Genomic DNA, 22669 nt, shown 5'->3' on the forward strand with positions numbered 1-22669 from the left:
CCCGCGCGCCCGAGGATGGGTCCGTGACCGATACCGCCGCCTCCGCCCCCGACACCCGTTTCGCGACGAAGCAGGTGCAGGCCGCGTACGTCGCCGGCACGCCGCAGAACACCGCCGTCCCACCGCTGTACCAGTCCGCCGCCTACGAGTTCGGCTCGCTGGCCGAGGCCCGCGACCTGTTCGCGCTGCGCCGTGCCGGCAACATCTACAGCCGCAACGCCAGCCCCACGCAGCAGCTGCTCGAAGAGCGGGTGACCGCGCTCGAGGGCGGTGTGTCAGCCGTCGCCGTCGCGAGCGGACAGGCCGCGGTCGCCGTCACGATCCTCGCGCTCGCTGGCCGCGGCGGGCACGTCGTCGCCGCGGACCGGCTCTACGGCGGCACCGTCGATCTGCTGCAGGACACGCTCGCCGACTTCGGCATCACGGTGAGCTTCGTCGACCAGGACGACCCGGAGGCCTGGCGCGCCGCCGCGAACGAGCGCACCCGGCTGTTCTTCGCGGAATCGGTCGCGAACCCGCTCGCGCAGGTGCTCGACATCCGCACCGTCGCCGACACCGCGCACGCCGCCGGAGTCCCCCTCGTGATCGACAGCACGGTCGGCACCCCGTACCTGATCCGCCCGGGTGAGCACGGCGCCGACATCGTCGTGCACTCCGCGACGAAGTACCTGAGCGGCCACGGCACGTCGCTGGGCGGAGTCGCCGTCGACCTCGGATCCTTCGACTTCGGCGCCGACCCTGCGCGCTGGCCGCAGTTCACGGCGCAGCACGACCGGTTCGGTCCGCTCTCGCTCTGGGAGCGGTTCGGACAGGGCTTCGCCTTCGCGGCGCTCGTGAAGGCCAAGTACGTGCACGACCTGGGGCCGTCGCTGTCCCCGTTCAACGCGCACCAGATCCTGCAGGGCATCGAGACGCTCGACCTGCGCGTCTCACGGCAGAGCGCGTCCGCCCAGGCCATCGCCGAGGCACTCGCGCAGAACCCCGCCGTCGCCGCGGTGCACCACCCCGGTCTCGCCGGCAACCCGTGGCACGACCTGGCCGCCCGCTACCTCCCGCGCGGGACCCCCGCGGTGTTCTCGATCGATCTCGTCTCCACCGGTGACGAGGCCCTGGATCAGGAGCGCGTGGAGCGGTTCGTGGACGGTCTGAAGATCGTGCGCCTCGTGGCGAACATCGGCGACGCCCGCTCGCTCGTCTCCCACCCCGCCTCCATGACGCACTCGCACCTGAACGCCGCCCAGCGCGCCACCGCCGGCATCGGGTCCACGACGGTGCGTCTGTCGATCGGCATCGAGGATCCGGCGGACATCCTCGCCGACCTCGAGCAGGCCCTCGCTCTCGCGATCGCGACGACGGCCGTGCCGCAGGAGTTCGCGAACGCCTGAGCCCGCGTCGGTACGCTGGTCCCGTGCCGATCCTGAACAAAGACATGACGCTGTGCATCTCGCTGTCCGCGCGACCGAGCAACAACGGCACCCGGTTCCACAACCACCTCTACGAAGCGCTCGGGCTGAACTGGATCTACAAGGCGTTCGCCCCGACCGACCTCGCGCAGGCGATCTCCGGCGTGCGCGGCCTCGGGATCCGCGGCTGCGCGATCTCCATGCCCTACAAGGAGGACGTGATCGCGCTAGTGGATCGGATGGATCCCTCCGCCACCGCCATCGACTCGGTCAACACGATCGTGAACGACGACGGTGTGCTCACCGCCTACAACACGGACTACTCGGCGATCGCCCAGCTCATCGCCCGGAACGAGATCGACCCGGCGTCGTCCGTGCTGCTGCGCGGGTCCGGCGGCATGGCGAAGGCGACCGCCGCCGCCTTCCGCGACGCGGGCTTCGCGGACGTCACGATCGTCGCGCGCAACGAGGACGCCGGACGCGCGCTCGCCGGGCTGTACGGCTTCGACTGGGCCGCGGACGTGGACGGGCACGCCGCCGACGTGCTCGTCAACGTGACCCCGATCGGCATGTCCGGGGGCGCCGAGGCCGAGGCGCTGTCGTTCCCGCCGTCCGCGGTCGAGGCCGCCCGGGTCGTGTTCGACGTCGTGGCGCTCCCCGCCGAGACCCCGCTCGTGCGCGCGGGACTCGCCGCGGGCAAGACCGTCATCAACGGGGCCTCGGTCGCCACGCTGCAGGCGCTCGAGCAGTTCGTGCTGTACACCGGCGTCCGCCCCACCGACGAGCAGGTGCGCGCCGCCGAGGAGTTCATGCGCGCGCAGTGAGCCGCCTCGGCCACGAAGCCCCCGAAGGGATCCGCCCCGCGCCCCGGTAGACTCGGACGGTCATGCCCTCCGTGTCGAACTATCCCGCCCCGCGCCTGGATTCCCGCCCTGTCGAGACGTTCCGCGCCACGCTCGGCGACCTCGCGGCGCACCTCGACGTCGCCGTCCCCGATCGCGCCGACGCGGCGTTCACGGGTGTCGCCCTGGGCACGGAGCACGTCCGATCCGGAGATCTGTTCCTCGGAATCCGCGGCGCGAACGCGCACGGCGCCCGATTCGCGGCGAAGGCCGTCGAGGCCGGTGCCGCCGCAGTGCTCACCGATGCCGAGGGCGCGGCCCTCGTGCCCGACGACGTGCCGACGCTCGTCGTCGATGATCCGCGCCTGGCGGCCGGCCCCGCCTCCGCGTTCCTGTACCGGGACCCGGTCGCGTCGATGACCTCGATCGGCATCACGGGAACCCAGGGCAAGACCACGACGGCGTTCTACGTGGCCGCCGCGGCCGGCATGTCGCAATCCGGCACGATCGGCTCCATCGGCACGACGGTCGGCGACGACTTCTTCCCGCCCGTGCTGACCACCCCGGAGGCGCCCGAGCTGCAGGCGCTGTTCGCGGTGATGCGCGAGCAGAAGCTCGGCACCGTCGCCGTCGAGGCGTCCAGCCACGCCCTCACCCTGGGCCGTGTGGACGGCTTCGCGTTCGATGCGGGCATCTTCCTGAACCTCGGCCATGACCACCGCGACTACCACCCCACCCAGGCCGACTACTTCGCCGCCAAGGCGCTGCTGCTCACCCCCGAGCACGCCAAGATCGGCATCGTCGACATCGACTCGCACTGGGGCCGCGTGCTCGCCGCCCAGGCCACGGTGCCGGTGCGCACGACCTCGGCGAGCGGATCCGATTCCGCCGACTGGCGCGCAGAGGACGTCGAACTGCACGCGCACGGATCCTCGTTCATCGTGCGCTCCCCCCGTGGCGAGCGCGTGCCGTTCACCACGCAGCTGACCGGCGCGTTCAATGTGAACAACATCCTCGCCGCCGTCGCCGCCCTGGTCGAGTCCGGGCGCGAGCTCGCCGACCTCGCCCCGGGTATCGCCGCGCTGCCGAGCGTCGAGGGACGGTTGCAGCGATTCGACTTCGGGCAGCCGTTCACGGCGATCGTCGACTCGGCGCACAAGCCCGAAGCCATCAACGCCGCGCTGCGGGCGATCCGGACCACGACGCCGCAGGGCCGCCTGATCGCGGTGCTCGGTGCGAACGGCCATCGCGACGCCGCCAAGCGCCGCATGATGGGCCGGTTCGCCGCGATGTGCGCGGATGTGCTGGTCATCACCGACGACAACCCCTACGACGACGATCCGGCCGAGATCCGCGCCTCGCTCATCGCCGGCGCACGCTCGAGCACCGTCGAGATCACCGAGATCGCCGACCGCCGCGAGGCCATGGCCGCGGCTGTGCGCATGGCGCGTCCCGAGGACACCGTGGTGGTCCTCGGCAAGGGCCATGAGCGCTACCACGCCCTCGCCGGCGGCGAGATCGCCTGGTACGACCCCGACGTGCTGCGCGAGGTCATCGAAGCGCTCTGAGCCCCCCCTCGCGGATGCCACCACATCCGCGCGCGGAAGTTGTATCAACGAGCCACTATCGCTCTCCTGCCCCTTGTGGAGACAATGGGCGCCATGACGGCCACCGGCGACCGTACGCAGCCGTTCGACGAGCGCGACGGAGCCTTCGGCGACGCCGTCGAGCATGATCGAGGCACTGCCGACGGCCGGGTCGCGGCGTGGGACGGCGCCGGATCGGATCCGCCGCGATGGGAGCGGGCGACGGCGCTCTTCCTGCGCTGGCGCGATGGCGAGCCCCGCGCGATGGACGAGCTCGTGCGCCTGATGACGCCCGTGCTGTGGCACGTCGCGCGCGCATACGGGCTGGACCGTGCCCTGGCCGAGGACGTCGTGCAATCCACCTGGATGGCCCTCATGCGCCGGCACGCCGCGATCGCCGAACCACGCGCCATCTCGGGGTGGCTGACGATGTGCGCCCGGCGCGAGGCGTGGCGCGTGAGCCGGATGCAGCGCCGAGCGGATCCCACCGAGGCGGAGTTCCTCGAGCCGCACCTGCCCGCGGGCGAGTCCGCCGAGCGCCAGGCGCAGCGCGGAACGGAGGCCGGCGCGCTCTGGAGCGCCGTCGCGGCGCTGAACGCACGGTGCCAGCGGCTGCTGCGCATCGTGGCCTTCGAGGAGCGGCCGGATTACGCCCGGATCGCGCAGGACCTCGCGATGCCGATCGGCTCGATCGGGCCGACCAGGCAGCGCTGCCTGGGCAAGCTCCGCGCGCTGCTGGAGCAGGACGGATGGGAGGACGACGATGACCGTTGACGAGACAGCGGCCGACGCGGCGCTCTTCGCGCGGCTGCGCGTCGAGTGGGGAGTCCACGATCCGGTGCCCGCCGGGCTTGCGGACCGGATGGTCGCCGCGGTCGCGGTAGAGGACCTCGGGCGCGAGTACGCGTTGCTGACGCTGGTGGAGCAGGAGGGGTCGATCGCCGTGCGCGGCGAGGCGGATACGGCGACCCTGCAGTTCAGCGATGGCACCACGGGCGTCGTGGTGCACGTCACGACGACCGAATCGGATCTGCGCCGGATCGACGGGTGGGTCGACGGGGCCGTTCTCGCGATCCGCCTGATCCAGCAGGACCGCGACTGGTCCGCGGAGATCGCGGGCCCCGGCCGGTTCGCCTTCGACGCGGTGCCGAGCGGTCTTTCGGCGCTGCGGCTGGTCCTGCGCGGGGCGGACGGCGAGCCGACGGAATTCCGCACCCCGCAGTTCGAAGTGTGATGCGAGACGACGGATCGAGCAGGAGACACGGATGGCACGGGACGATGAGGGACAGCATGGCCAGGGCGAGGACGGACGGAGGCCCCGCTCGCGACCGAGCTGGCGGGAGAGGGAGCGCGCGGCGCGATTCAGGGGTGCGGTGCTCGACGTGACCCTGCAGCCGGCGCACGGCCCCGCGGCGCACACGACCGTCTACGAGCCTGACGTGCTGCTGGTGCGGCCGGCGTTCTTCGAGCCGGACGCATCGGGCCGCCGCGGAGATGAGCGGCTGGCCGCCCTCGCCGCGGCGCTCGGATGGAGCGTGACCGTGGAGCGCCTGGAGGACTCCCTCGACGCACGGAAGGCCGGCGGCATCACGCCGAGCACACGCCGAGCGCCGGGGAACGATCCCGGGGCGGAAGCGCTCGCGGGCCGGGCGGGCCCCGCGCGCGACCCCGGAGTGGCGGATTCGACCCGTCTGCGGATCAGCGTGTCGGCCGGGGCCGCACGAGACGCCCGGCCGGTGCTCGCACCCGACGCCTGGCGCCTGCTCGTGGCGGCGCGGGACGAGGGCATCCCCGGTCTCACGCTGAACCACCTGCTCGGGATCCACCCCTTCACGGGGAATCCCTTCACCGGGAATCCCTTCACGGGCAACCCGTTCACCGGCAACCCGTTCACCGGGAACCCGTTCACCGGAAACCCCTTCACCGGAAACCCGGCGGGACTCGCGAGCTACGCGTTCCCCGGCTTCGGCGGACGTCAGCCCGTCGCGTGGACCGGAGCGGCACCTGCGCGTACCCCGCTGCCCGCAGGAGCACGTCGCCCCGTCGTCGCCGTGCTGGACACCGGCTGCGGCGCGCACCCCTGGTTCGGGAACATGCCGGGGACCGCACCGGGTACGGACCCCGTGCTGATCGCGAGGACCAGTCTCACCGGTGAGCCGCTCGGGCTGAGCGATCCGGCGACCGACCCCGAGACGCACCCGAGCATGAGCGACCCGCTCGACGGACATCTGGATCCGGTCGCGGGACACGGCACCTTCATCGCCGGGCTCGTGCTGCAGGCCTGCCCCGAGGCGCAGATCCTGCCGGTCCGGGTCTCGGACGGGAACGGCACGATCATGGAGAACGACCTGCTCGGCGCGCTCGGGCGCATCGTCGGACTCCTCGAGAACGGGACGGTGCACCTGGACGTGATGACGCTCTCGTTCGGCTTCTTCCACGAATCCCCCGGGGCCGAGGAGACGCAGAGCGAGCTGTACGCCCTACTGCAGCGCGTGCGCAGGACAGGATGCGTCGTGGTGTGCTCGGCGGGGAACGAGGCGACCGACCGGCCCTCCTCGCCTGCGGCGCTCTTCGCCTGGGGCCCGGAGTCCGGCATCGATCCGGCCGATGAGGCCGACCTCGCCCCGCAGGTCTCGGTCGGCGCGCTCAACCCGTCCGCACGCTCGGTGGCGCTGTTCTCGAACATCGGCCCGTGGGTGCGGACCTACGTGGTCGGCGTCTCCGTGCTCTCCACGCTGCCGGTGTCGTTCGACGGCGGGACGCAGGCCGGCATGCGCAACGACGCGGAGGACCGCCGGCGCGAGACGCTCGACCTCGACGACTTCGCGGGAGGGTTCGCCGTGTGGAGCGGCACCTCGTTCGCCGCGCCGATCGTCGCCGGGCGGATCGCCCACGAGCTCGGCACCGGAGCACCCTCGGCGCGGGGACCGTCGGCGCCCGCCGACGCGGTGGACGCCGTGCTCGAGCGCTGCGCCATCCAGGACGCGTCACGCACGGAGAAGACACTCCCGTAGCGAGCGCCGAAGCGCCATGCTGTGAGAGTGACGCTGACGGCGGATGAGCTGTACCGGCGCGGCCGCGCGCAGCTGAACGCCGGACGCAACGCCGCAGCGCGGCACGAGCTCCTGCGCGCGCGAGCGCGCACCGAGGACCCCAACCTCCGGGCCAGAATCGCCGGCTCGATCGCCGCGATCACGATCCGCCAGGGAGACCGCGCCTCCGCCGAAGCGGTCTGCCTCGAGGCGCTGCGCCTGCCCGGCCTGTCCGTGACCACGGCGGCCATGCTCTACGGCCAGCTCGGCTTGGTGGCCCTGGAACGCGGTGATCTGCCGCGAGCGGTGACGATGCTGGATCGCGGCATCGCGGGCATCGGCGATGAGGTGGCGCATCGCGGGCCGATGCTGCTCAACCGCAGCGTGGCGCACATGCAGGCAGGGCGGCTGGCGCCGGCCATCGCCGACCTCGATCGGGCGGTGCTCGACTACGCGGCGACGGGCGACGAGATCTCGCGTGCGATGGCCGTGCACAATCGCGGCTACGCGGCACTGCTCGCGGGCGAGCTGGTGCCCGCGCTCGAGAAGATGGGCGAGGCGCAGGCGGTGCTGAGCGCGGCGTCGGCCGTGAACGCGGCGATCTGCGACCGTGATCGAGCGGAGGTGCTGCGTGACGCGGGCCTCACCCGCGATGCGGAGCGCACGCTCGAACGGGCGATCCGGGTGTTCGGAGCGCACCGGATGAGGCAGGCGCGCGCGGAGGCGGAGTTCCATCTCGCCCGCTCCCTGCTGAGTCACGAGCCGGAGCGGGCGGCGGCGATCTCCGCCGCGGCCGCACGGCGGTTCCGCGCCGTGGGGAGCGAGTCATGGGCGGTGCGCGCCGAGGCGGTGCGGCTGCGCGCGCTGCTGACCGTGGAGACCGAAGGACGGCCGACCGGGCTGCGCGCTCCGAGCGACGCCGACATCGACCGCGTCGAGGCGCAGCTGCAGCACCACCGGCTTCGGGGCGAGGCGTCGTCACTGCGGCTCGCCTGGCAGCGCCACCACGCGCAGACCGGCAGCGCAGTCCCGGTTGTGCAGGCGCGGATACGGGTGTCGCCGGGCGCGGGGCTGCAGGTGCGTCTGCTCGCCCAGGAGGTGCGAGCGGCGCGGGCCGCCGCTGCCGGGGATGACGCGGGCGCACGTCGGATCGCCGCGGCGGGCCTGGACGAGCTCGCCGCGTGGCAGGCCTCGTTCGGCAGCCTGGATCTCGCCACCGCCCTCGTCATGCACGGCACGGGATTGCTCTACGCCGGGCTGGAGGCAGCGGTGCGCTCCCGTCGGCCGGCGGTGGTGTTCGAGTGGTCGGAGCGCGCCCGGCACCTGAGCCAGCAGACCGTGCCGCTGCGCCCTCCGCCCGACCCCGGGCTGGCCGCGGATCTCGCCGAGCTGCGGATGCTCCGTTCCGAGGCCGCGTCCGGCGACTGGCTCGCACAGCCCCGCGCCGCCGAGCTGAGCGAGCGCGTGCGGCAGCGCGAGTGGTCCTCGATCGGCCGGGCTGGAGGCCGGGAGCGCGCCGCGCTCGACGAGCTGCAGGTGGCGCTCGATGACGACAGCGCCTTCGTCGCCTACGCGTATCAGCGCGACGGCCTGGTCGCGATCGCCGTGACCGCCGACGACGCCCGGGTGATCGACGTCCCCCGCTGGCCCGAGGCGCGACGGGCGATGGCCGGTCTGCGCGCCGATCTGGATGTCGCAGCGACCGTCCGCGACGGTCCCATGGGCTCGGTCGTGCGACGCGCGCTCGACGAGCGGCTCATGATTCTGTCGGAGACGCTGCTGACGCCGGTGCTCCCAGTCGTGGGCGATCGGCGCCTCGCGCTGGCTGCGGCGGCGATCCTGAACGGCCTCCCCTGGGGCATGCTGCCCGGGATGCGCGGCCGGGTGTTCACCCTGACCGACTCGGCGACGCAGTGGCTGCGTGCTCGCGGTGAGGCGCCATTCCGGGGCGCCGGTTTCGCGGTCGGTCCGCGTGTCGTCCGGGGCGCCGAGGAGGTCGCCCGTGCCGCAACCGCGTGGCCGGGCGCGCAGGTGCTCGGTCCCGACGCGGCGACCGTGGGCGCGACGACGGAGCTGTCCACGCGGGTGAGCGTACTGCACGTCGCCGCGCACGGTCGCCACGCCGACGGCAACCCCATGTTCTCCGGCCTGGAGCTCGCCGACGGTGCCCTCTTCGGCTATGACATCGACCAGATGGGGCGGGTCCCGGACACCGTCGTGCTGTCGGCGTGCGAGGTCGGACGATCGTCCGTGCGCTGGGGGTGGGAGGCGATCGGCATGACCAGGGTCTGGCTGCATGCGGGCACGCGCGCGGTCATCGCGTCGCCCGTGATCGTCGCCGACGACGACGCGTGCGAGCTTCTCGGCGCGGTCCACGCCGGACTCGCCGCGGGGCTCGCCCCCGCGCACGCACTGGCACGGGCGACGGAGCAGACGGGCGTCGTCTCCCCCTTCCAGACGCACGGCAGCGGCTTCTGAGCCCGATGTATCACCGGCCACCCTGGGTGCTCTTCTTCTGCGGATCGATACGGTGCGGCCACTGCGAAGAGCGTCGGCCACTGGGGACACCGTGAACTGGGGATGTGCGAAGTCGGGTTGACGCACAGCGATCCGAGGGGAAGGGGTGCCGCCGAGGGGACCGGCGGCACCCCTTCCTGCGTGCTTCGCCGGGTCACTCGTCCAGCGGGTCCTCCTCGGCCGGCACGGGTCCGACCTCGACCGGGCGGCCCGGACTGTTCGACCACGCGCTCCAGGATCCGGGGTACACGATCACCTCCCGGCCGATGAGCGCGCCGGCGAGAGCGAGCTGAGCCGCCGTCACGCCGGATCCGCAGTACGCCGCGATCGGCACCTCTTCCCCGGCGCCCGCGGCCTCGAACGCCGCCACGATCTCGGCAGGGCTGCGGAAGCGCCCGTCGGCGGTGAGCAGCTCGGCGATCGGCAGGTTGCGCGCGCCCGGGATGTGTCCGGCGACGGGGTCGATCGGCTCGGTCTCGCCGCGGAAGCGCTCGGGAGCACGCGCATCGAGCAGCACTCCGCCCCACCCTGCGATCTGATCGGTGTCGAGCACGTCCGCGGTGCCGGGCCGGCTCAGTACGACGTCCCCCGGCCGCGGGATGATCTCGCCCTCCTCGATCTCTCCCCCGGCCTCGCGCCATGCTCCGAGACCGCCGTCGAGCACGCGCACGTCCGCGATCCCCGCCCGGCGCAGGGCCCACCACGCGCGGGATGCGGGCAGCGAGCAGGAGTCGTCGTAGACCACGATGGTCTGCCCCTGTCGAATACCCCACCGTCGCGCCGCCTCCGCCAGCGCATCGTCGGAGGGCAGCGGATGCCGGCCCTCCGACGCCGCACCGTGACCCGCGAGATCGGCCTCCAGGTCGGCGAACACCGCGCCGGGGATGTGTCCCGCGAGGTAGTTCGCGTGCCCGTCCGCGAAGCCGAGGCGGTAGCGCACATCGAGGATCCGCGGATCGGCGCCGTCGTCGGCGACCGGCTCCCTCTCGAGAAGGGCGCGGAGTTCGGCGGCGGTGATGAGGTCTGCCATGGTCCCATCATGCCAACCTCCTTCGTGAGCGGCACGGGCGGCGCCCGGCGCCTCCGCCGGGCGATCCGATACCCCCTACGCTGGAGACATGACCGGCCACTCCCCCCGTCCAGCGCTTCGCTGGGGCATCCTCGCCACGGGCGGCATCGCCGCCGCCTTCGCCGCCGACCTGCGTACGGCGGGGCTCGACCTCGTCGCCGTCGGATCCCGGTCGCAGGAGTCCGCCGCCGCCTTCGCCGCGCGCTTCGGCATCGCCCGGGCGCACGGATCCTATGAGGCGCTCGTGGCGGATCCCGAGGTCGACATCGTCTACGTCGCCACCCCGCATCCGATGCACCACGCCGACGCCCGTCTCGCTCTCGAGCACGGCAAGCACGTGCTCGTCGAGAAGGCGTTCACCCTCAACCGCGCCGAGGCGCAGGATCTCGCCGACCTCGGTCGTGAGAAGGGTCTGCTCGTCATGGAGGCCATGTGGACCCGGTATCTGCCGCACATGGCACGTCTGCGCGAGATCGTCGCCGCCGGAACGCTCGGTGAGATCCGCGCGGTCTCGGCCGACCACACGCAGTCGCTGCCGACGGATCCGGCCCATCGCCTGAACGCCCTCGAGCTGGGCGGCGGGGCGCTCCTGGACCTCGGGATCTACCCGATCTCGTTCGTGCACGACGTCCTCGGCGCGCCGGTGACCGTTCAGGCCACGGGGCGCCTGGTGGAGACCGGCGCCGACGCGGAGGTCGCCACCGTCATGACGCACGCCGGAGGCGCCGTCTCCACGACGCTCTCCTCGTCGCGCGCGGCCGGCCCCAACACAGCCGTCGTGCTCGGCACCCAGGCCCGCATCGAGATCGACCGGGTCTGGTACTCCCCCACGACCTTCCGGGTGATCGCCGCCGATGGCACCGTGCTCGAGGAGTTCGACGGTCGCACCACCGCTCATGGTCGCGGTGGCGGACGCGGCATGCAGTACCAGGCGCTCGCCGCCGAGCGCTACGTCGCGGAGGCCGCCGAGCGCGGCTCGGCGCCGGACAGCGATCTGCTGCCCGTCGCGGAGTCGGTGGCGATCATGGGTCTGCTCGATGAGATCCGCGGGCAGATCGGCGTGCAGTATCCGAGCGAGACCGCCTGATACCCGAGAACCTCCGAACCGAAGGAGCCCCATGGCCGAGCCGCAGGACACCCGTGTCGCCGTCTATCTCGACTTCGACAACATCGTCATCTCCTGGTACGACCGCGTGCACGGACGCAACGCGTACAGCAAGGACCGTCAGCGGATCCAGGACAATCCGGCCGACGCCGAGGTCGCGGAGCGGCTCAAGGCCGCGATGATCGACGTCGGCGCGATCATCGACTACGCCTCCTCGTTCGGCACGCTGGTGCTCACGCGGGCATATGCCGACTGGTCTTCACCGGTCAACGCCGAGTACCGGTCGCAGCTGGTGGCCCGGGCCGTCGATCTCGTGCAGCTCTTCCCAGCCGCGGCCTACGCGAAGAACGGCGCCGACATCCGCCTGGCGGTCGACGCCGTGGAGGACATGTTCCGCCTCCCCGATCTCACCCACGTGGTCATCGTCGCCGGCGACAGCGACTACGTGCCGCTCGCACAGCGGTGCAAGCGCCTGGGCCGGTACGTGATCGGCGTCGGCGTCGCCGGCTCCACCGCCAAGTCGCTCGCCGCGGCCTGCGACGAGTTCGAGGCCTACGACTCGCTTCCCGGCGTCGAGCGCGCGGTGACGCCGGCAGCGCCGGCCGAAGAGGCGGCACCGAAGAAGACAGCCGCAAAGCAGACCCAGAGCGCACGCAAGCAGTCCCGCGCGACCACCGAGAAGGACGTGCCCAGCACGTCCGATCAGGAGCAGGCCACGGCGACCCTCGTGCGCGCGCTGCGCCTCGGGCACGACAAGAGCGACGGCGACGAATGGCTGCACAGCTCGGCGGTGAAGACGCAGATGCGGCGCATGGACCCCTCGTTCAGCGAGAAGGCGCTCGGCTACCGCTCGTTCAACGCCTTCGTGAAGTCGCGGGCCGACATCGCCGAGCTCGAGGAGTCCGGCCACGAGCGCCTCGTGCGCCTCAAGGACGCCTGAGGTTCAGCGCCACCGATCCCCTCCGCTCGCCGCGCTCGCTTCGGCGTTCAGGTCGCAACGTCTGCTTGCCGCGACCCCGCTCGTCGCGACCTCTTCTCGTCGCGACCCCTGCTCGTCGCGACCCCTGCTCGTCGCGACCTCTGCTCGTTCAGGTCGCAATATCTGCTCGTTCCGAGCGTCTGGAAGAGCAGTTTCTGCGACCTGAAGGGCCAGAGTTGTCCTCCCGAAGGGCCAGAGTTCTGCTCCTGAAGGGCCAGAGTTCTGTTCCTGAAGCCCTGTTTGCATAATTGAACATGTTCGATAATCTGAACCTATGACCATCGGATCCCCGTACGCGATCGCTCTCGGCGACCGCATCACCACGCTGCATCCGCGTCTGCAGGCGTACGTCCAGCCGATCCCCGCGGGGTGGGTCGGCGTCGGCGACGGCGTCTTCGACCAGGTCGGCTGCCGGAACCCGCTCCTGCGGACGCTGCTCGGCCCGCTGCTGCGGGTGCTGCAGCGGGGCGGCGCGGTCTACGCCGGCTGGGCGCAGGCAGTCCCGTTCACGGTGCGCAACCGCGACGAAGTGGGCCGATCCGCAGAGCGCACGCTGCACCTTCGCACCGACCCCTGGACCATGCGCGATCAGGTGCACCCGCTGCCGCACGGCCGGGTCGTGGATCGCCTGGGGCGGGGTGGAGTGGTCGCCGCGGTCTTCGAGGTGACGGCATCCGACGGCGCCCTCGAACTGCGGAGCACTCGGGTGGGCCTGCGACTGGGACGAGTGCGGATCCGGTTCCCGCAGTGGCTCGCTCCGCGGATTCGACTGCGGGAGAGCGCAGACGACGCGGTCGGCGCGCAGCGAGTCGCTCTGACCGTGGACATGCCGCTGCTCGGCCGCATCCACGAGTACGCCGGCACGTTCCAGTACCGGATCGAGGAGGACGCATGAACGGAGCGGACACCCGCCGCGGACGGGTGGTGCTCGGCGGATCCACGGGATTCATCGGCCAGGATCTCGCCCGGCGCTGGCGCGCCGCGGGGCGCGAGGTCATCACGATCTCCCGTCACGGCGCCGACCTGACCTGGGGAGACCAGGCCGGGATCGATGCCGCCGTCGACGGCGCGGATCTCGTGGTCGGGCTCGCCGGCAAGAGCGTGAACTGCCGCTACACACCGGCGAACCGTGCCGAGATCTTCCGTTCGCGCGAGGAGACGACCGCCGCCCTGCGCACCGCGATCGGACGTGCGGCGACCCCGCCCCCGTTGTGGGTGAACTCCTCGACGGCGACGATCTACCGGCATGCGGAGGACCGGGCTCAGACCGAATCGACCGGAGAGCTCGGCACCGGGTTCTCCGTCGAGGTCGCGAGGGCGTGGGAGCGCGCACTGTTCACGGGCGAACTGCCGGGAACGCGCCGCGTGGCGCTGCGCACCGCGATCGTGCTCGGTGACGGCGGCGTGCTCGCCACCCTGCGCACCCTCACCCGGCGGGGCCTCGGCGGCACGCAGCACGACGGACACTGGCCGATCGGCCGCGCCCGTCGTGCGGCGGGCACCGCACACGAGTTCCGCACCCGCGGAGGGCGGCAGCGATTCAGCTGGGTGCACCTCGACGACGTGGCGGGGATCATCGCCTTCCTCGAGGCTCACCCCGAGCTGGAGGGTCCCGTCAACGTGGTGTCCCCGGGGGCCGGCGACAACCGGACGCTCATGGCGACGATCCGCCGCGCCCTGGACGTGCCGTTCGGGCTGCCGCAGCCGCGCTGGATGCTCGAGCTCGGCGCGATCGGGATCCGCACCGAGACCGAACTGATCCTGAAGAGCCGCTGGGTCGCGCCGGAGAAGCTCCTCGCCGCAGGCTACGCGTTCGCGCACCCCGACCTCGACGAGGCCGTGCGCGCTTCGTTCACGACCGCCGCCCGCGCCCGCGCCTGACGCCCCCTGGCGCCGCGCTCAGTGGTCGCAGATTGCCGTCACCCAAGGGCCGAAGCCGCAATATGCAACCAGCGAGCAGCCGGGCTCAGCGTCCTTCGACCTGGCGCCGCGAGCAGCCGGGCTCAGCGCCCCTGGATCTGACGCACAGCCCCGGCCAGCTCCGGGAACCGGAACACGTATCCGGCATCCTCGAGCACCTGCGGCAGCACCCACCGGCTCTTCAGGATGAGCTCGGATTCGGTGCGCAGCACGGCCATCCCGGGCTCCAGCACGAAGCGCGGCGCAGGCAGTCCGAACGGCGCGCGCACGGCCCGGCGCAGCGTGCGCATGAGCTCGATGTTGGTCACGGCGTTCGGCGACGCCATGTTCACGGGCCCCGTGATCTCGTCGTGGTCGCGGAGGAATCGCACCGCCTGCACGAAGTCCTGCTCGTGCATCCAGCTCAGCCGTTGCCGGCCCCGCGAGTGCTCATAGTCGGGCCGCGCGGGCTCGGAGGGATGCGGGCCGATCCCTCGGTAACGCCGATGCGGGAACCACCAGCCGTCGTACTGCGGTCCGCCGAGACCCAGCCGAGCCAGGCGCAGCAGCATCGTCATGACCGGAGCACCGCGGCCCAGCACGAGCGACGTCCGCAGGGCGATCCGGCGGGTTCCCGGAAGCTCGCCGGCGAACAGCGCGGCCTCCCACTCCCGGGTGACGTCGGGCGAGAAGCCCCGCTCCTCGAGCGGATCCGCCTCCGTCCGCGGCGTGGCGAGCGAGTAACGGTAGGCGGTGGCGGAGCTGCCGTTCATCCACACCGCCGGTGGATTGGCGGCGGACGAGATCGCGCGGTGCAGGGCCGCCGTGGTGCGTACGCGCGAGCGCAGGATCTCGTCACGGTTGCGGTCGGTGTAGCGGCAGTCGATGCGCCGGCCGGCCAGGCCGATCACGAGCGCGGAGCCGTCGACCAGACGGAGGATCCCGTCCTCGTCATCCCAGCGCGCATCGGCATCGGCACCCCGCCCGATCGTGCGCACGTCGTAGCCATCCACGCGCAGCGCGTCGCGCAGTGCGGTGCCGAGATAGCCGCTGCCGCCGCCGATCACGGCGCGGGGACGCTGCGGTGCGGTGCTCATTCCGTGCCCTTTTCGCCCTGCTGCTTCTTGCGCTTCTCGATCTCGGCGCGCAGTCGCCACTCCTCGATCTCGCGATCCAGGTCGGCGATCTGTTCCTCGGTGCTGCGTGTGTCGCGGGGCTGGGACGGCGCGGCGGGCGCCGGCGGGCCGGAGCGGCGCTCGCGCGGACGCGGCAGCCGGATCCCCTCCCCGTCGTATTCGCGACCGACCAGGAACCAGATCAGGGATCCGGCGAGCGGCACGATGATCACGAGGATGATCCAGAAGACCTTGGGCAGGTGCTTCACCTGGTCGTCGCGGCGCGTGATGATGTCGATGAGCGCGCCGATCAACAGCAACAGCACGAGGATCGAGAACACCAGGCCCATGCCGACAGCCTAAGAGATCGCGGACGCGCTCCGGCCCAGCCCCTACGGCAGGGTGTGTCCGGCGGCGCGGAACAGTTCGTACCACTCGGCGCGGCTGAGCTCGACGTCGGCGCCCTCCGCCGCCTCCTGCACGCGCGACGGCGTGGTGGTGCCGAGCACGACCTGCATGCCGGCGGGGTGCCGGGTGATCCACGAGGTGGCGATGCCCGTGGGCGTGACGCCGTGCGCGGCCGCGATCCGGTCGATCACCGCGTTGAGCTCCGGGTAGGCCGGGTTGTCCAGGAACACTCCGGTGAAGAAGCCCGCCTGGTAGGGCGACCACGCCTGGATGGTGATGCCCTCGATGCGGCAGTACTCCACGATCCCGCCGCCGTCGCGGACGATGCTCTGATCCAGGCCGGCCATGTTCGCCGCGAGCGGCTGCGCGATGATCGGCGCGTGCGTGATGGACAGCTGCAGCTGGTTGGCGATGAGCGGCTGCGTCACCGCGGTCTTCAGCAGATCGATCTGCCGCGGCGTGTGGTTGGAGACGCCGAAGGAGCGTACCTTGCCGGAGGTGTGCAGCTCGTCGAAGGCGCGCGCGACCTCGTCCGGCTCCACGAGGGCGTCGGGACGGTGCAGCAGCAGCACGTCGATGCGGTCGGTGCGCAGCGCCTTCAGGGAGCCCTCGACCTGTCCCATGATGTGCTCGTAGGAGAAGTCGAACATCCCCTCCGAGGGCACGATGCCGCACTTGGTCTGCAGGGTGATCTCGTCGCGTTCCGCAGCGGACAGCCCGAGTGCGGCGCCGAAACGGTCCTCACAGACGTGCATCGCACCGCCGTAGATGTCGGCATGATCGAAGAAGTCGATCCCGTTCGCTCGCGCGGTGTCGTACAGCTCGCGGATCTGAGTGTGGGTGCGCCCGTCGATGCGCATCATCCCGGCGACGACCGCCGGAGCGGATCCGGATCCGAATCGGACCTGCTTCATGATCTGCTCTCCTCCCGCGCAGCGTGCTGCGCTGTGTCCGATGCGGCGTGCGTCGCACCCTGCTCGGCCGCCCGTGCCACGAACGACCGGTAGTCATCATCCGCCAACTCGGCATAGGCGTTGGCCCAGCTCACCAGGATATCGGCGAGCTGGGCGCCCTTGCCCGCGTATCCGGCGATCTGTGCGGCCGCGGGCGCCTGCGCGTGCGCGCGGGCGAGCGTGATCGCGCAGGCCACCGCGTACTCGCGATACCCCTCGTCCTCGACCTCGTCTGTGTCGATCGAGCCCTTCATGTCGTGGAACTGACGCACGTAGTAGTCATCACGGGAACCCTTGATGTGCCCCAGGAAGGGATCCGAGAAGGCTTGCAGCACACGCTGCACGCCGACGACGCGTGCCCCTTCGCCGCTCTCGCGGATCCGTTCCTGAAGGTCGGCGGGCTGCTCGATCCCGCCGTACTCCTCGAGCACGCTGCGCCCCGCCTGCTTCACCTGTAGAAGCAGCGGCTCGGCGTCAGCGGTGCCGAGCACGGCGAGGAAGCAGCGCGTGCCGACGCTGCCCACGCCGACCACACGGCGCGCCACGTCGCGCACCCGGTACTGGCGCAGCAGCAGCTGGATGTCGATGTTCGCGGTGACGGCGTACCGCTCGAAGGCGGTGTCGCTGACCTCGCGGATCTCGGGATCGGCGTGCGTCATGACCGGGGGCTGCTCGACGAACCGCAGGTGGCCGTCGTCGCCGCGGACCGTCAGCTTGCGTGCGGCGCGGGCCCCGGTCCGCTTCTCGGCGGCGGCGATCGCCTTTTGCAGGGTCTGTTGCGAGTCGACGTCGAGTCCGTCCCTTGCCGCGGTGGCATCGAAATGGGCGAAGTACCGCTGCAGCGGATCCGCGTCGACGGCGGCGCGCAGCGCTCTCGCGTACGCGAGGACGCATCGCCGCGCTGCATCGTCCGCCAATGCCTGTCCGCGGCTTTCGCGTGCTCCGATCACGACGCTCGCGACGAGCCGCTTGAGGTCCCATTCCCAGGGCGCCCACGCGGCCTCGTCGAAGTCGTTCAGGTCGAACATTAGCGTGCGCTGGGGAGACGCGAAGAAGCCGAAGTTGCCGATGTGGGCGTCGCCGCAGGACGGCACCAGTATCCCCGTGTGCGGCTCGCGCGCGAAGTCCGCGGCCATGATCGCGGCTGTGCCCCGGTAGAACGCGAACGGATCGGAGGCCATCCGCTCCGTGCGCAGCGGCACGAGATCCTGCAACCGCGTGCTGTTCTGGCGATCGAGGATCCCGAGCGGGTCGCGTCCGGTCGTGGTGATCGTCGCCAGGGCGGTGCGGGGCATGCGGTCACGAGCGGCTCTGCCCGCGGCCAGCCCTTCCGCCCGGGAGAGCATCGTGTCGCCGGCGAGGCTGGTTTCGGTCATGGCCCATTGTCCCCCGCGCCGGTTCGTTCGTTGCCCTGCGCACCGGATCCGAGGCATGATCTCCGATGCACGATGATCGGCTGTCGTCCCGGGGCGGCCCAGAGGAAAGGCATCGCAGATGAGCGATCAGAACCCCGGCCACGCGGTCGATCCCGAGGACGCCCTCGAGAACGAGCGCGAGCTCACCGGCGATCGCCTCATGGCGGTCGAAGACTTCTCCAGCGAGGACGCGGGCTACCACAAGGCACTCAAGCCCCGTCAGATCCAGATGATCGCGATCGGCGGCGCCATCGGCACCGGACTGTTCATGGGAGCGGGCGGGCGCCTGGCCTCGAGCGGGCCGGCGCTGATCATCGTCTACGCGGTGTGCGGCTTCTTCGCGTTCCTCATCCTGCGCGCGCTCGGCGAGCTCGTGCTGCATCGTCCGTCCTCCGGATCCTTCGTTTCGTACGCCCGCGAGTTCTACGGCGAGAAGGTCGCTTTCGTGAGCGGCTGGCTCTACTTCCTCAACTGGGCCATGACGTCCATCGTCGACGTGACCGCGGCGGCGCTTTATGTGAAGTTCTGGGCGCACTACTGGCCCCCGCTGCAGGCCGTGCCGCAGTGGCTCATCGCACTCGTCGCGCTCGTCGTGGTGCTGTCGCTGAACCTCGTCAGCGTGAAGCTCTTCGGCGAGATGGAGTTCTGGTTCGCGATGATCAAGGTCGTCGCGCTCGTGGCGTTCCTGATCATCGGGACGGTCATCCTCATCATGCAGGCCCCGACCGATGTCGGGCCCACCGGCTTCTCGATCATCGCGGAGCACGGCGGAGTCTTCCCGATGGGCCTGTTCGCCCCACTCATCGCGATCTCCGGCGTGGTGTTCGCGTACGCCTCGATCGAGCTCGTCGGCACGGCTGCGGGCGAGACGGCCGAGCCTGCGAAGATCATGCCCCGTGCGATCAACACCGTCGTGATCCGGATCGCGATCTTCTACGTCGGCTCGATCCTGCTGCTCTCGCTCCTGCTTCCGTTCAACACCTACAAGGCCGGGGAGTCGCCGTTCGTGACCTTCTTCACCCACCTCGGCGGCGCCGAGACGGGCGCCGTGGCCGGATCGGTGATGAACTTCGTCGTGCTCACCGCCGCCCTCTCCAGCCTGAACGCCGGGCTGTACTCGACCGGCCGCATCCTGCGGTCCATGTCGGTGAACGGGTCGGCGCCGCGCTTCACGGCACGGATGAGCCGCAACGGCGTGCCGTACGGCGGCATCCTGCTCACCTCGGTCATCACGCTCGCGGGCGTCGTCCTGAACGCGGTGGTGCCGTCGCAGGCCTTCGAGATCGTGCTCGAGGTCTCTGCGCTCGGCATCATCGGCGGGTGGGCCACCATCATCCTCTGCCAGCTGCGCCTGCACGCGCTGACGAAGAAGGGCCTGCTCGAGCGATCGTCATTCCGGATGTTCGGCGCCCCCTACACCGGATACCTCACCCTCGCGTTCCTGCTGTTCGTGCTCGTGACCATGGGCTTCACCGAGACCGGCCGCTGGGTGCTGCTCTCCCTCATCGTCATCGTCCCGGCCCTCATCGTGGGGTGGTTCGCCGCCCGCAAGGGGATCCTCGCAGCCGCCCAGGAGCGCGAGGGCTACACCGGCATGCACTCCGTGCTCCCGCACCGCCAGGCGACCGAGGCCCTGCGCGACGACAGCTGACCGCGCCTTCACGGTGCCCGCCGTCAGGCTCGCGGCCGAGTCCGAATGTCGGACGCCCGGCGTAGCGTCGGAACGACGGCGGATCCCCCCGCTACGGTTTCCCTCTCAAAGGAGCGTGCAGCATGGACTGGAAGATCGAGCTCATCTTCGTACCGGTCACAGACGTCGATCGTTCGAAGGAGTTCTACGAGCGCATCGGCTTCCACGCCGATCATGACCAGACGCCGTTCGAGGGGCTGCGCTTCGTGCAGATGACGCCTCCCGGATCCGCCTGCTCGATCGCGTTCGGAACCAACCTCGGGGTCGATCTCGAGCCGGGCAAGCAGAACACGATCCAGGTCGTCGTGCCGAACGCCGACGAGGCTCTGGCGCATCTGCGCAGTGTGGGCGCAGAAGCGACCGATGTCGATGAGCAGGCCTGGGGCCGCTTCGTCACGTTCGCCGATCCCGACGGCAACCGCTGGACGCTGCAGGAGCTGCCGGACCGCAGCGCTCAGGCCTGATCCCCGCCCCGGAGCGGGGCGCGGCGCGCGCCCCGCTCCGGGTCACGCGGGGGCGGCGCGACTTCGTCCGCACGGCGTGCCCCGGGCGCGCTAGCGTGGGCTCCATGAGCTCCCCGATCGACGCCACCACGACGCCCGCCTGGACCGCACTCACCGCGCTGCGGGAGTCGTTCTCTCCCGATCTGCGCGGCTGGTTCGCCGCAGACCCGGAGCGCGTGGAGAGTCTGACCTTCGACCTTGCGGACCTCCGCGTCGATCTGTCGAAGAACCTCATCACGCCCGAGATCCGTGCGGCCCTGGTGCAGCTCGCCGAGCAGACCGGCGTCGCCGAGCGCTTCGCCGCGATGCTGGCCGGTGAGCATATCAACACGACCGAGGACCGCGCCGTGCTGCACACGGCGCTCCGGCGTCCCGCGGACGCCTCCCCCGCGCTCGTCGTCGATGGCCAGGACGTTGACCACGACGTGCACGCGGTGCTCGACGCGCTGAGTGCTTTCGCCGACCGGGTGCGCTCCGGCGAGTGGCGGGGCGTGACCGGCAAGAAGGTCACGCACGTCGTCAACATCGGTATCGGCGGATCCGATCTCGGCCCGGTCATGGTCTACGAGGCGCTGAGGCCCTACGCCGATGCCGGGGTTCAGGCTCGCTTCGTCTCCAACATCGATCCGACCGACATCGCGCAGAAGACCGCGGATCTGGATCCCGAGACGACGCTGTTCGTGGTCGCCTCGAAGACCTTCACGACTCTCGAGACGCTCACCAATGCGCGCCTCGCCCGCGACTGGCTCTGGGAGCACCTCGCCGCCGCCGGCGTCGACGTCGCGACCGACGAGGCCCGCAGCGACGCGGTCGCGCACCACTTCGTCGCCGTCTCCACGGCACTGGACAAGGTCGCCGCATTCGGCATCGACCCCGCCAACGCGTTCGGCTTCTGGGACTGGGTCGGCGGACGCTACTCCGTGGACAGCGCGATCGGCCTGTCGCTCGCGATCTCGCTCGGCCCTGACGTGTTCCGTGAGCTGCTCGCCGGCTTCCATGCCGTCGACGAGCACGTGAGCACCACTCCCCTGGAGCGCAACGTGCCGGTCCTGATGGGCCTGCTCAACGTCTGGTATTCGAACTTCCTCGGCGCGCAGTCGCACGCGGTGCTCCCCTACGCGCAGCAGCTGAGCCGCTTCCCCGCCTATCTGCAGCAGCTCACCATGGAGTCCAATGGCAAGTCGGTGCGCTGGGACGGCACGCCGGTGACGACCGACACCGGTGAGGTGTTCTGGGGTGAACCGGGCACGAACGGGCAGCACGCCTTCTACCAGCTCATCCATCAGGGCACGCGTCTCATCCCGGCTGACTTCATCGCCGTCGCGAACCCCGCCTACCCGCTCGCCGATGACGGCCGCGACGTGCACGGCCTGTTCCTCGCGAACTTCCTCGCGCAGACCAAGGCGCTCGCGTTCGGCAAGACCGCGGAGGAGGTCGAGGCCGAGGGCACGACGGGCGCGCTCGTCGCCGCGAGGACCTTCCCCGGCAACCGCCCGACGACCTCGATCTTCGCCCCTGCGCTGACGCCGGCCGTGCTCGGCCAGCTGATCGCCCTCTACGAGCACATCACGTTCACGCAGGGCGCGATCTGGGGCATCAACTCGTTCGATCAGTGGGGCGTCGAGCTCGGCAAGCAGCTCGCCCTGCAGATCGCCCCCGCGATCGAGGGCGATCAGGAGGCGATCGCCGCGCAGGATCCCTCCACCCGCGCGCTGCTCGCCTACTACCGGGAGCACCGCGACTGACGCCTCAGCGGCTCAGAGCAGGTCTTCGTCGGTCGTCGGCGGCACCGTGCGGCGGCCGCGCCGCACGAGCAGCAGGATCAGGCTGAGGAGAAAGACGACCGCACCGGCGATCATCAGGATGTAGCCGACGAGGTGCAGGTCGATCCACGAGACCTGGACGTTGAGTGCGAACTCGAGGATCGCGCCGATCACGAAGAGGACGATGCCGGTTCCGATGCCCATGAGGAGTGCCTCCATTCGGTAGCTGGATGCCGTACGGAGTGAGAATAGGCCGGATCCCGCCGAGATCCATGGGGCTTGACAACCGGTCGCCGAGCCGATCGCGCTGCCGAGAGAGATCGCCGGCCCTCCGCCTAGAGTGGGCCGGGACCACCCCTATGACGATGCCCGCGCAGGTGAAGGAGCCGG

20 protein-coding genes are annotated in these 22669 nt (G+C 71.1%); 14 read left to right on the top strand and 6 right to left on the bottom strand.

What is annotated here, in order from left to right; all coding sequences use genetic code 11:
• The first annotated feature begins 23 nt into the window (after positions 1-23).
• The 7 genes from AB4078_RS05870 (at position 24) to AB4078_RS05900 (ending at position 9341) form a co-directional block, all read left to right on the top strand.
• On the top strand, positions 24-1385 hold the full coding sequence (locus AB4078_RS05870) for an O-acetylhomoserine aminocarboxypropyltransferase/cysteine synthase family protein (protein WP_441976331.1): 1362 nt from the start codon (positions 24-26) through the stop codon (positions 1383-1385).
• A gap of 23 nt (positions 1386-1408) precedes the next feature.
• Positions 1409-2227 carry a shikimate 5-dehydrogenase gene (locus tag AB4078_RS05875; RefSeq protein WP_441976332.1) on the top strand — a complete coding sequence of 273 codons (819 nt, stop codon included), beginning with the start codon at positions 1409-1411 and terminating at the stop codon, positions 2225-2227.
• Positions 2228-2289: 62 nt separating this feature from the next.
• The gene (locus tag AB4078_RS05880; RefSeq protein WP_441976333.1) at positions 2290-3813 is read left to right on the top strand and encodes a Mur ligase family protein; all 1524 of its coding nucleotides are present in this window, start codon (positions 2290-2292) and stop codon (positions 3811-3813) included.
• Positions 3814-3906: 93 nt separating this feature from the next.
• Entirely contained in the window at positions 3907-4605 is a 699-nt protein-coding gene (locus AB4078_RS05885; protein ID WP_441976334.1) for an RNA polymerase sigma factor, read from the top strand.
• Positions 4595-5065: a hypothetical protein gene (locus tag AB4078_RS05890; RefSeq protein WP_440734658.1), complete on the top strand. Its 471-nt coding sequence runs from the start codon at positions 4595-4597 to the stop codon at positions 5063-5065. Before AB4078_RS05885 ends, AB4078_RS05890 begins: the two co-directional genes overlap by 11 nt.
• 31 nt (positions 5066-5096) lie before the next feature.
• Positions 5097-6845 carry a S8 family peptidase gene (locus AB4078_RS05895; RefSeq protein ID WP_441976335.1) on the top strand — a complete coding sequence of 583 codons (1749 nt, stop codon included), beginning with the start codon at positions 5097-5099 and terminating at the stop codon, positions 6843-6845.
• A gap of 27 nt (positions 6846-6872) precedes the next feature.
• Positions 6873-9341, top strand: coding sequence for a CHAT domain-containing protein (locus AB4078_RS05900; protein WP_441976336.1), 2469 nt, complete (start codon positions 6873-6875; stop codon positions 9339-9341).
• A 193-nt stretch (positions 9342-9534) separates the two neighbouring features.
• Here the strand turns inward: AB4078_RS05900 and AB4078_RS05905 are convergent, their stop codons facing one another.
• Entirely contained in the window at positions 9535-10410 is an 876-nt protein-coding gene (locus AB4078_RS05905) for a sulfurtransferase (protein WP_441976337.1), read from the bottom strand.
• An 88-nt stretch (positions 10411-10498) separates the two neighbouring features.
• Between AB4078_RS05905 and AB4078_RS05910 the strand changes: the two genes are divergently transcribed.
• The 4 genes from AB4078_RS05910 (at position 10499) to AB4078_RS05925 (ending at position 14414) form a co-directional block, all read left to right on the top strand.
• Complete coding sequence (locus AB4078_RS05910; protein ID WP_441976338.1) at positions 10499-11536, top strand: Gfo/Idh/MocA family protein; 1038 nt, start codon at positions 10499-10501, stop codon at positions 11534-11536.
• Between the two features lie 31 nt (positions 11537-11567).
• On the top strand, positions 11568-12494 hold the full coding sequence (locus AB4078_RS05915) for an NYN domain-containing protein (RefSeq protein WP_441976339.1): 927 nt from the start codon (positions 11568-11570) through the stop codon (positions 12492-12494).
• A gap of 313 nt (positions 12495-12807) precedes the next feature.
• A complete protein-coding gene (locus AB4078_RS05920) occupies positions 12808-13428 on the top strand; it encodes a DUF4166 domain-containing protein (protein ID WP_441976340.1) in 621 nt (206 codons plus the stop codon).
• Positions 13425-14414 carry an epimerase gene (locus tag AB4078_RS05925; RefSeq protein WP_441976341.1) on the top strand — a complete coding sequence of 330 codons (990 nt, stop codon included), beginning with the start codon at positions 13425-13427 and terminating at the stop codon, positions 14412-14414. Before AB4078_RS05920 ends, AB4078_RS05925 begins: the two co-directional genes overlap by 4 nt.
• A 122-nt stretch (positions 14415-14536) precedes the next feature.
• Here AB4078_RS05925 and AB4078_RS05930 read toward each other — a convergent pair whose 3' ends face one another.
• The 4 genes from AB4078_RS05930 to AB4078_RS05945 are packed head-to-tail and all read right to left on the bottom strand — an operon-like array spanning position 14537 to position 18284.
• Positions 14537-15529 carry an epimerase gene (locus AB4078_RS05930; RefSeq protein WP_441976342.1) on the bottom strand — a complete coding sequence of 331 codons (993 nt, stop codon included), beginning with the start codon at positions 15527-15529 and terminating at the stop codon, positions 14537-14539.
• On the bottom strand, positions 15526-15897 hold the full coding sequence (locus AB4078_RS05935) for a PLD nuclease N-terminal domain-containing protein (RefSeq protein WP_440734667.1): 372 nt from the start codon (positions 15895-15897) through the stop codon (positions 15526-15528). The genes AB4078_RS05930 and AB4078_RS05935 overlap by 4 nt, the downstream gene beginning before the upstream one ends.
• A 42-nt stretch (positions 15898-15939) precedes the next feature.
• Positions 15940-16869 (bottom strand): aldo/keto reductase, encoded by a 930-nt coding sequence (locus AB4078_RS05940; RefSeq protein WP_440734668.1) that lies wholly within the window; start codon positions 16867-16869, stop codon positions 15940-15942.
• Positions 16866-18284 (bottom strand): DUF2252 domain-containing protein, encoded by a 1419-nt coding sequence (locus tag AB4078_RS05945; RefSeq protein ID WP_441976343.1) that lies wholly within the window; start codon positions 18282-18284, stop codon positions 16866-16868. Before AB4078_RS05945 ends, AB4078_RS05940 begins: the two co-directional genes overlap by 4 nt.
• 199 nt (positions 18285-18483) lie before the next feature.
• Here AB4078_RS05945 and AB4078_RS05950 point away from each other — a divergent pair, with 199 nt between their 5' ends.
• From AB4078_RS05950 to pgi, 3 genes are all read left to right on the top strand, one after another.
• Positions 18484-19974, top strand: a complete 1491-nt coding sequence (locus AB4078_RS05950; RefSeq protein WP_441976452.1) for an amino acid permease — start codon at positions 18484-18486, stop codon at positions 19972-19974.
• A 122-nt stretch (positions 19975-20096) separates the two neighbouring features.
• A complete protein-coding gene (locus AB4078_RS05955; protein WP_440734670.1) occupies positions 20097-20477 on the top strand; it encodes a VOC family protein in 381 nt (126 codons plus the stop codon).
• A 104-nt stretch (positions 20478-20581) separates the two neighbouring features.
• A complete protein-coding gene (gene pgi / locus AB4078_RS05960; protein WP_441976344.1) occupies positions 20582-22261 on the top strand; it encodes a glucose-6-phosphate isomerase in 1680 nt (559 codons plus the stop codon).
• A 12-nt stretch (positions 22262-22273) separates the two neighbouring features.
• Here the strand turns inward: pgi and AB4078_RS05965 are convergent, their stop codons facing one another.
• Positions 22274-22483: a DUF6458 family protein gene (locus tag AB4078_RS05965; RefSeq protein WP_441976345.1), complete on the bottom strand. Its 210-nt coding sequence runs from the start codon at positions 22481-22483 to the stop codon at positions 22274-22276.
• Positions 22484-22669: the final 186 nt, after the last annotated feature.

Origin of the sequence: Microbacterium sp. 2MCAF23 (assembly GCF_052115565.1) — a bacterium.
Lineage (GTDB): Bacteria > Actinomycetota > Actinomycetes > Actinomycetales > Microbacteriaceae > Microbacterium.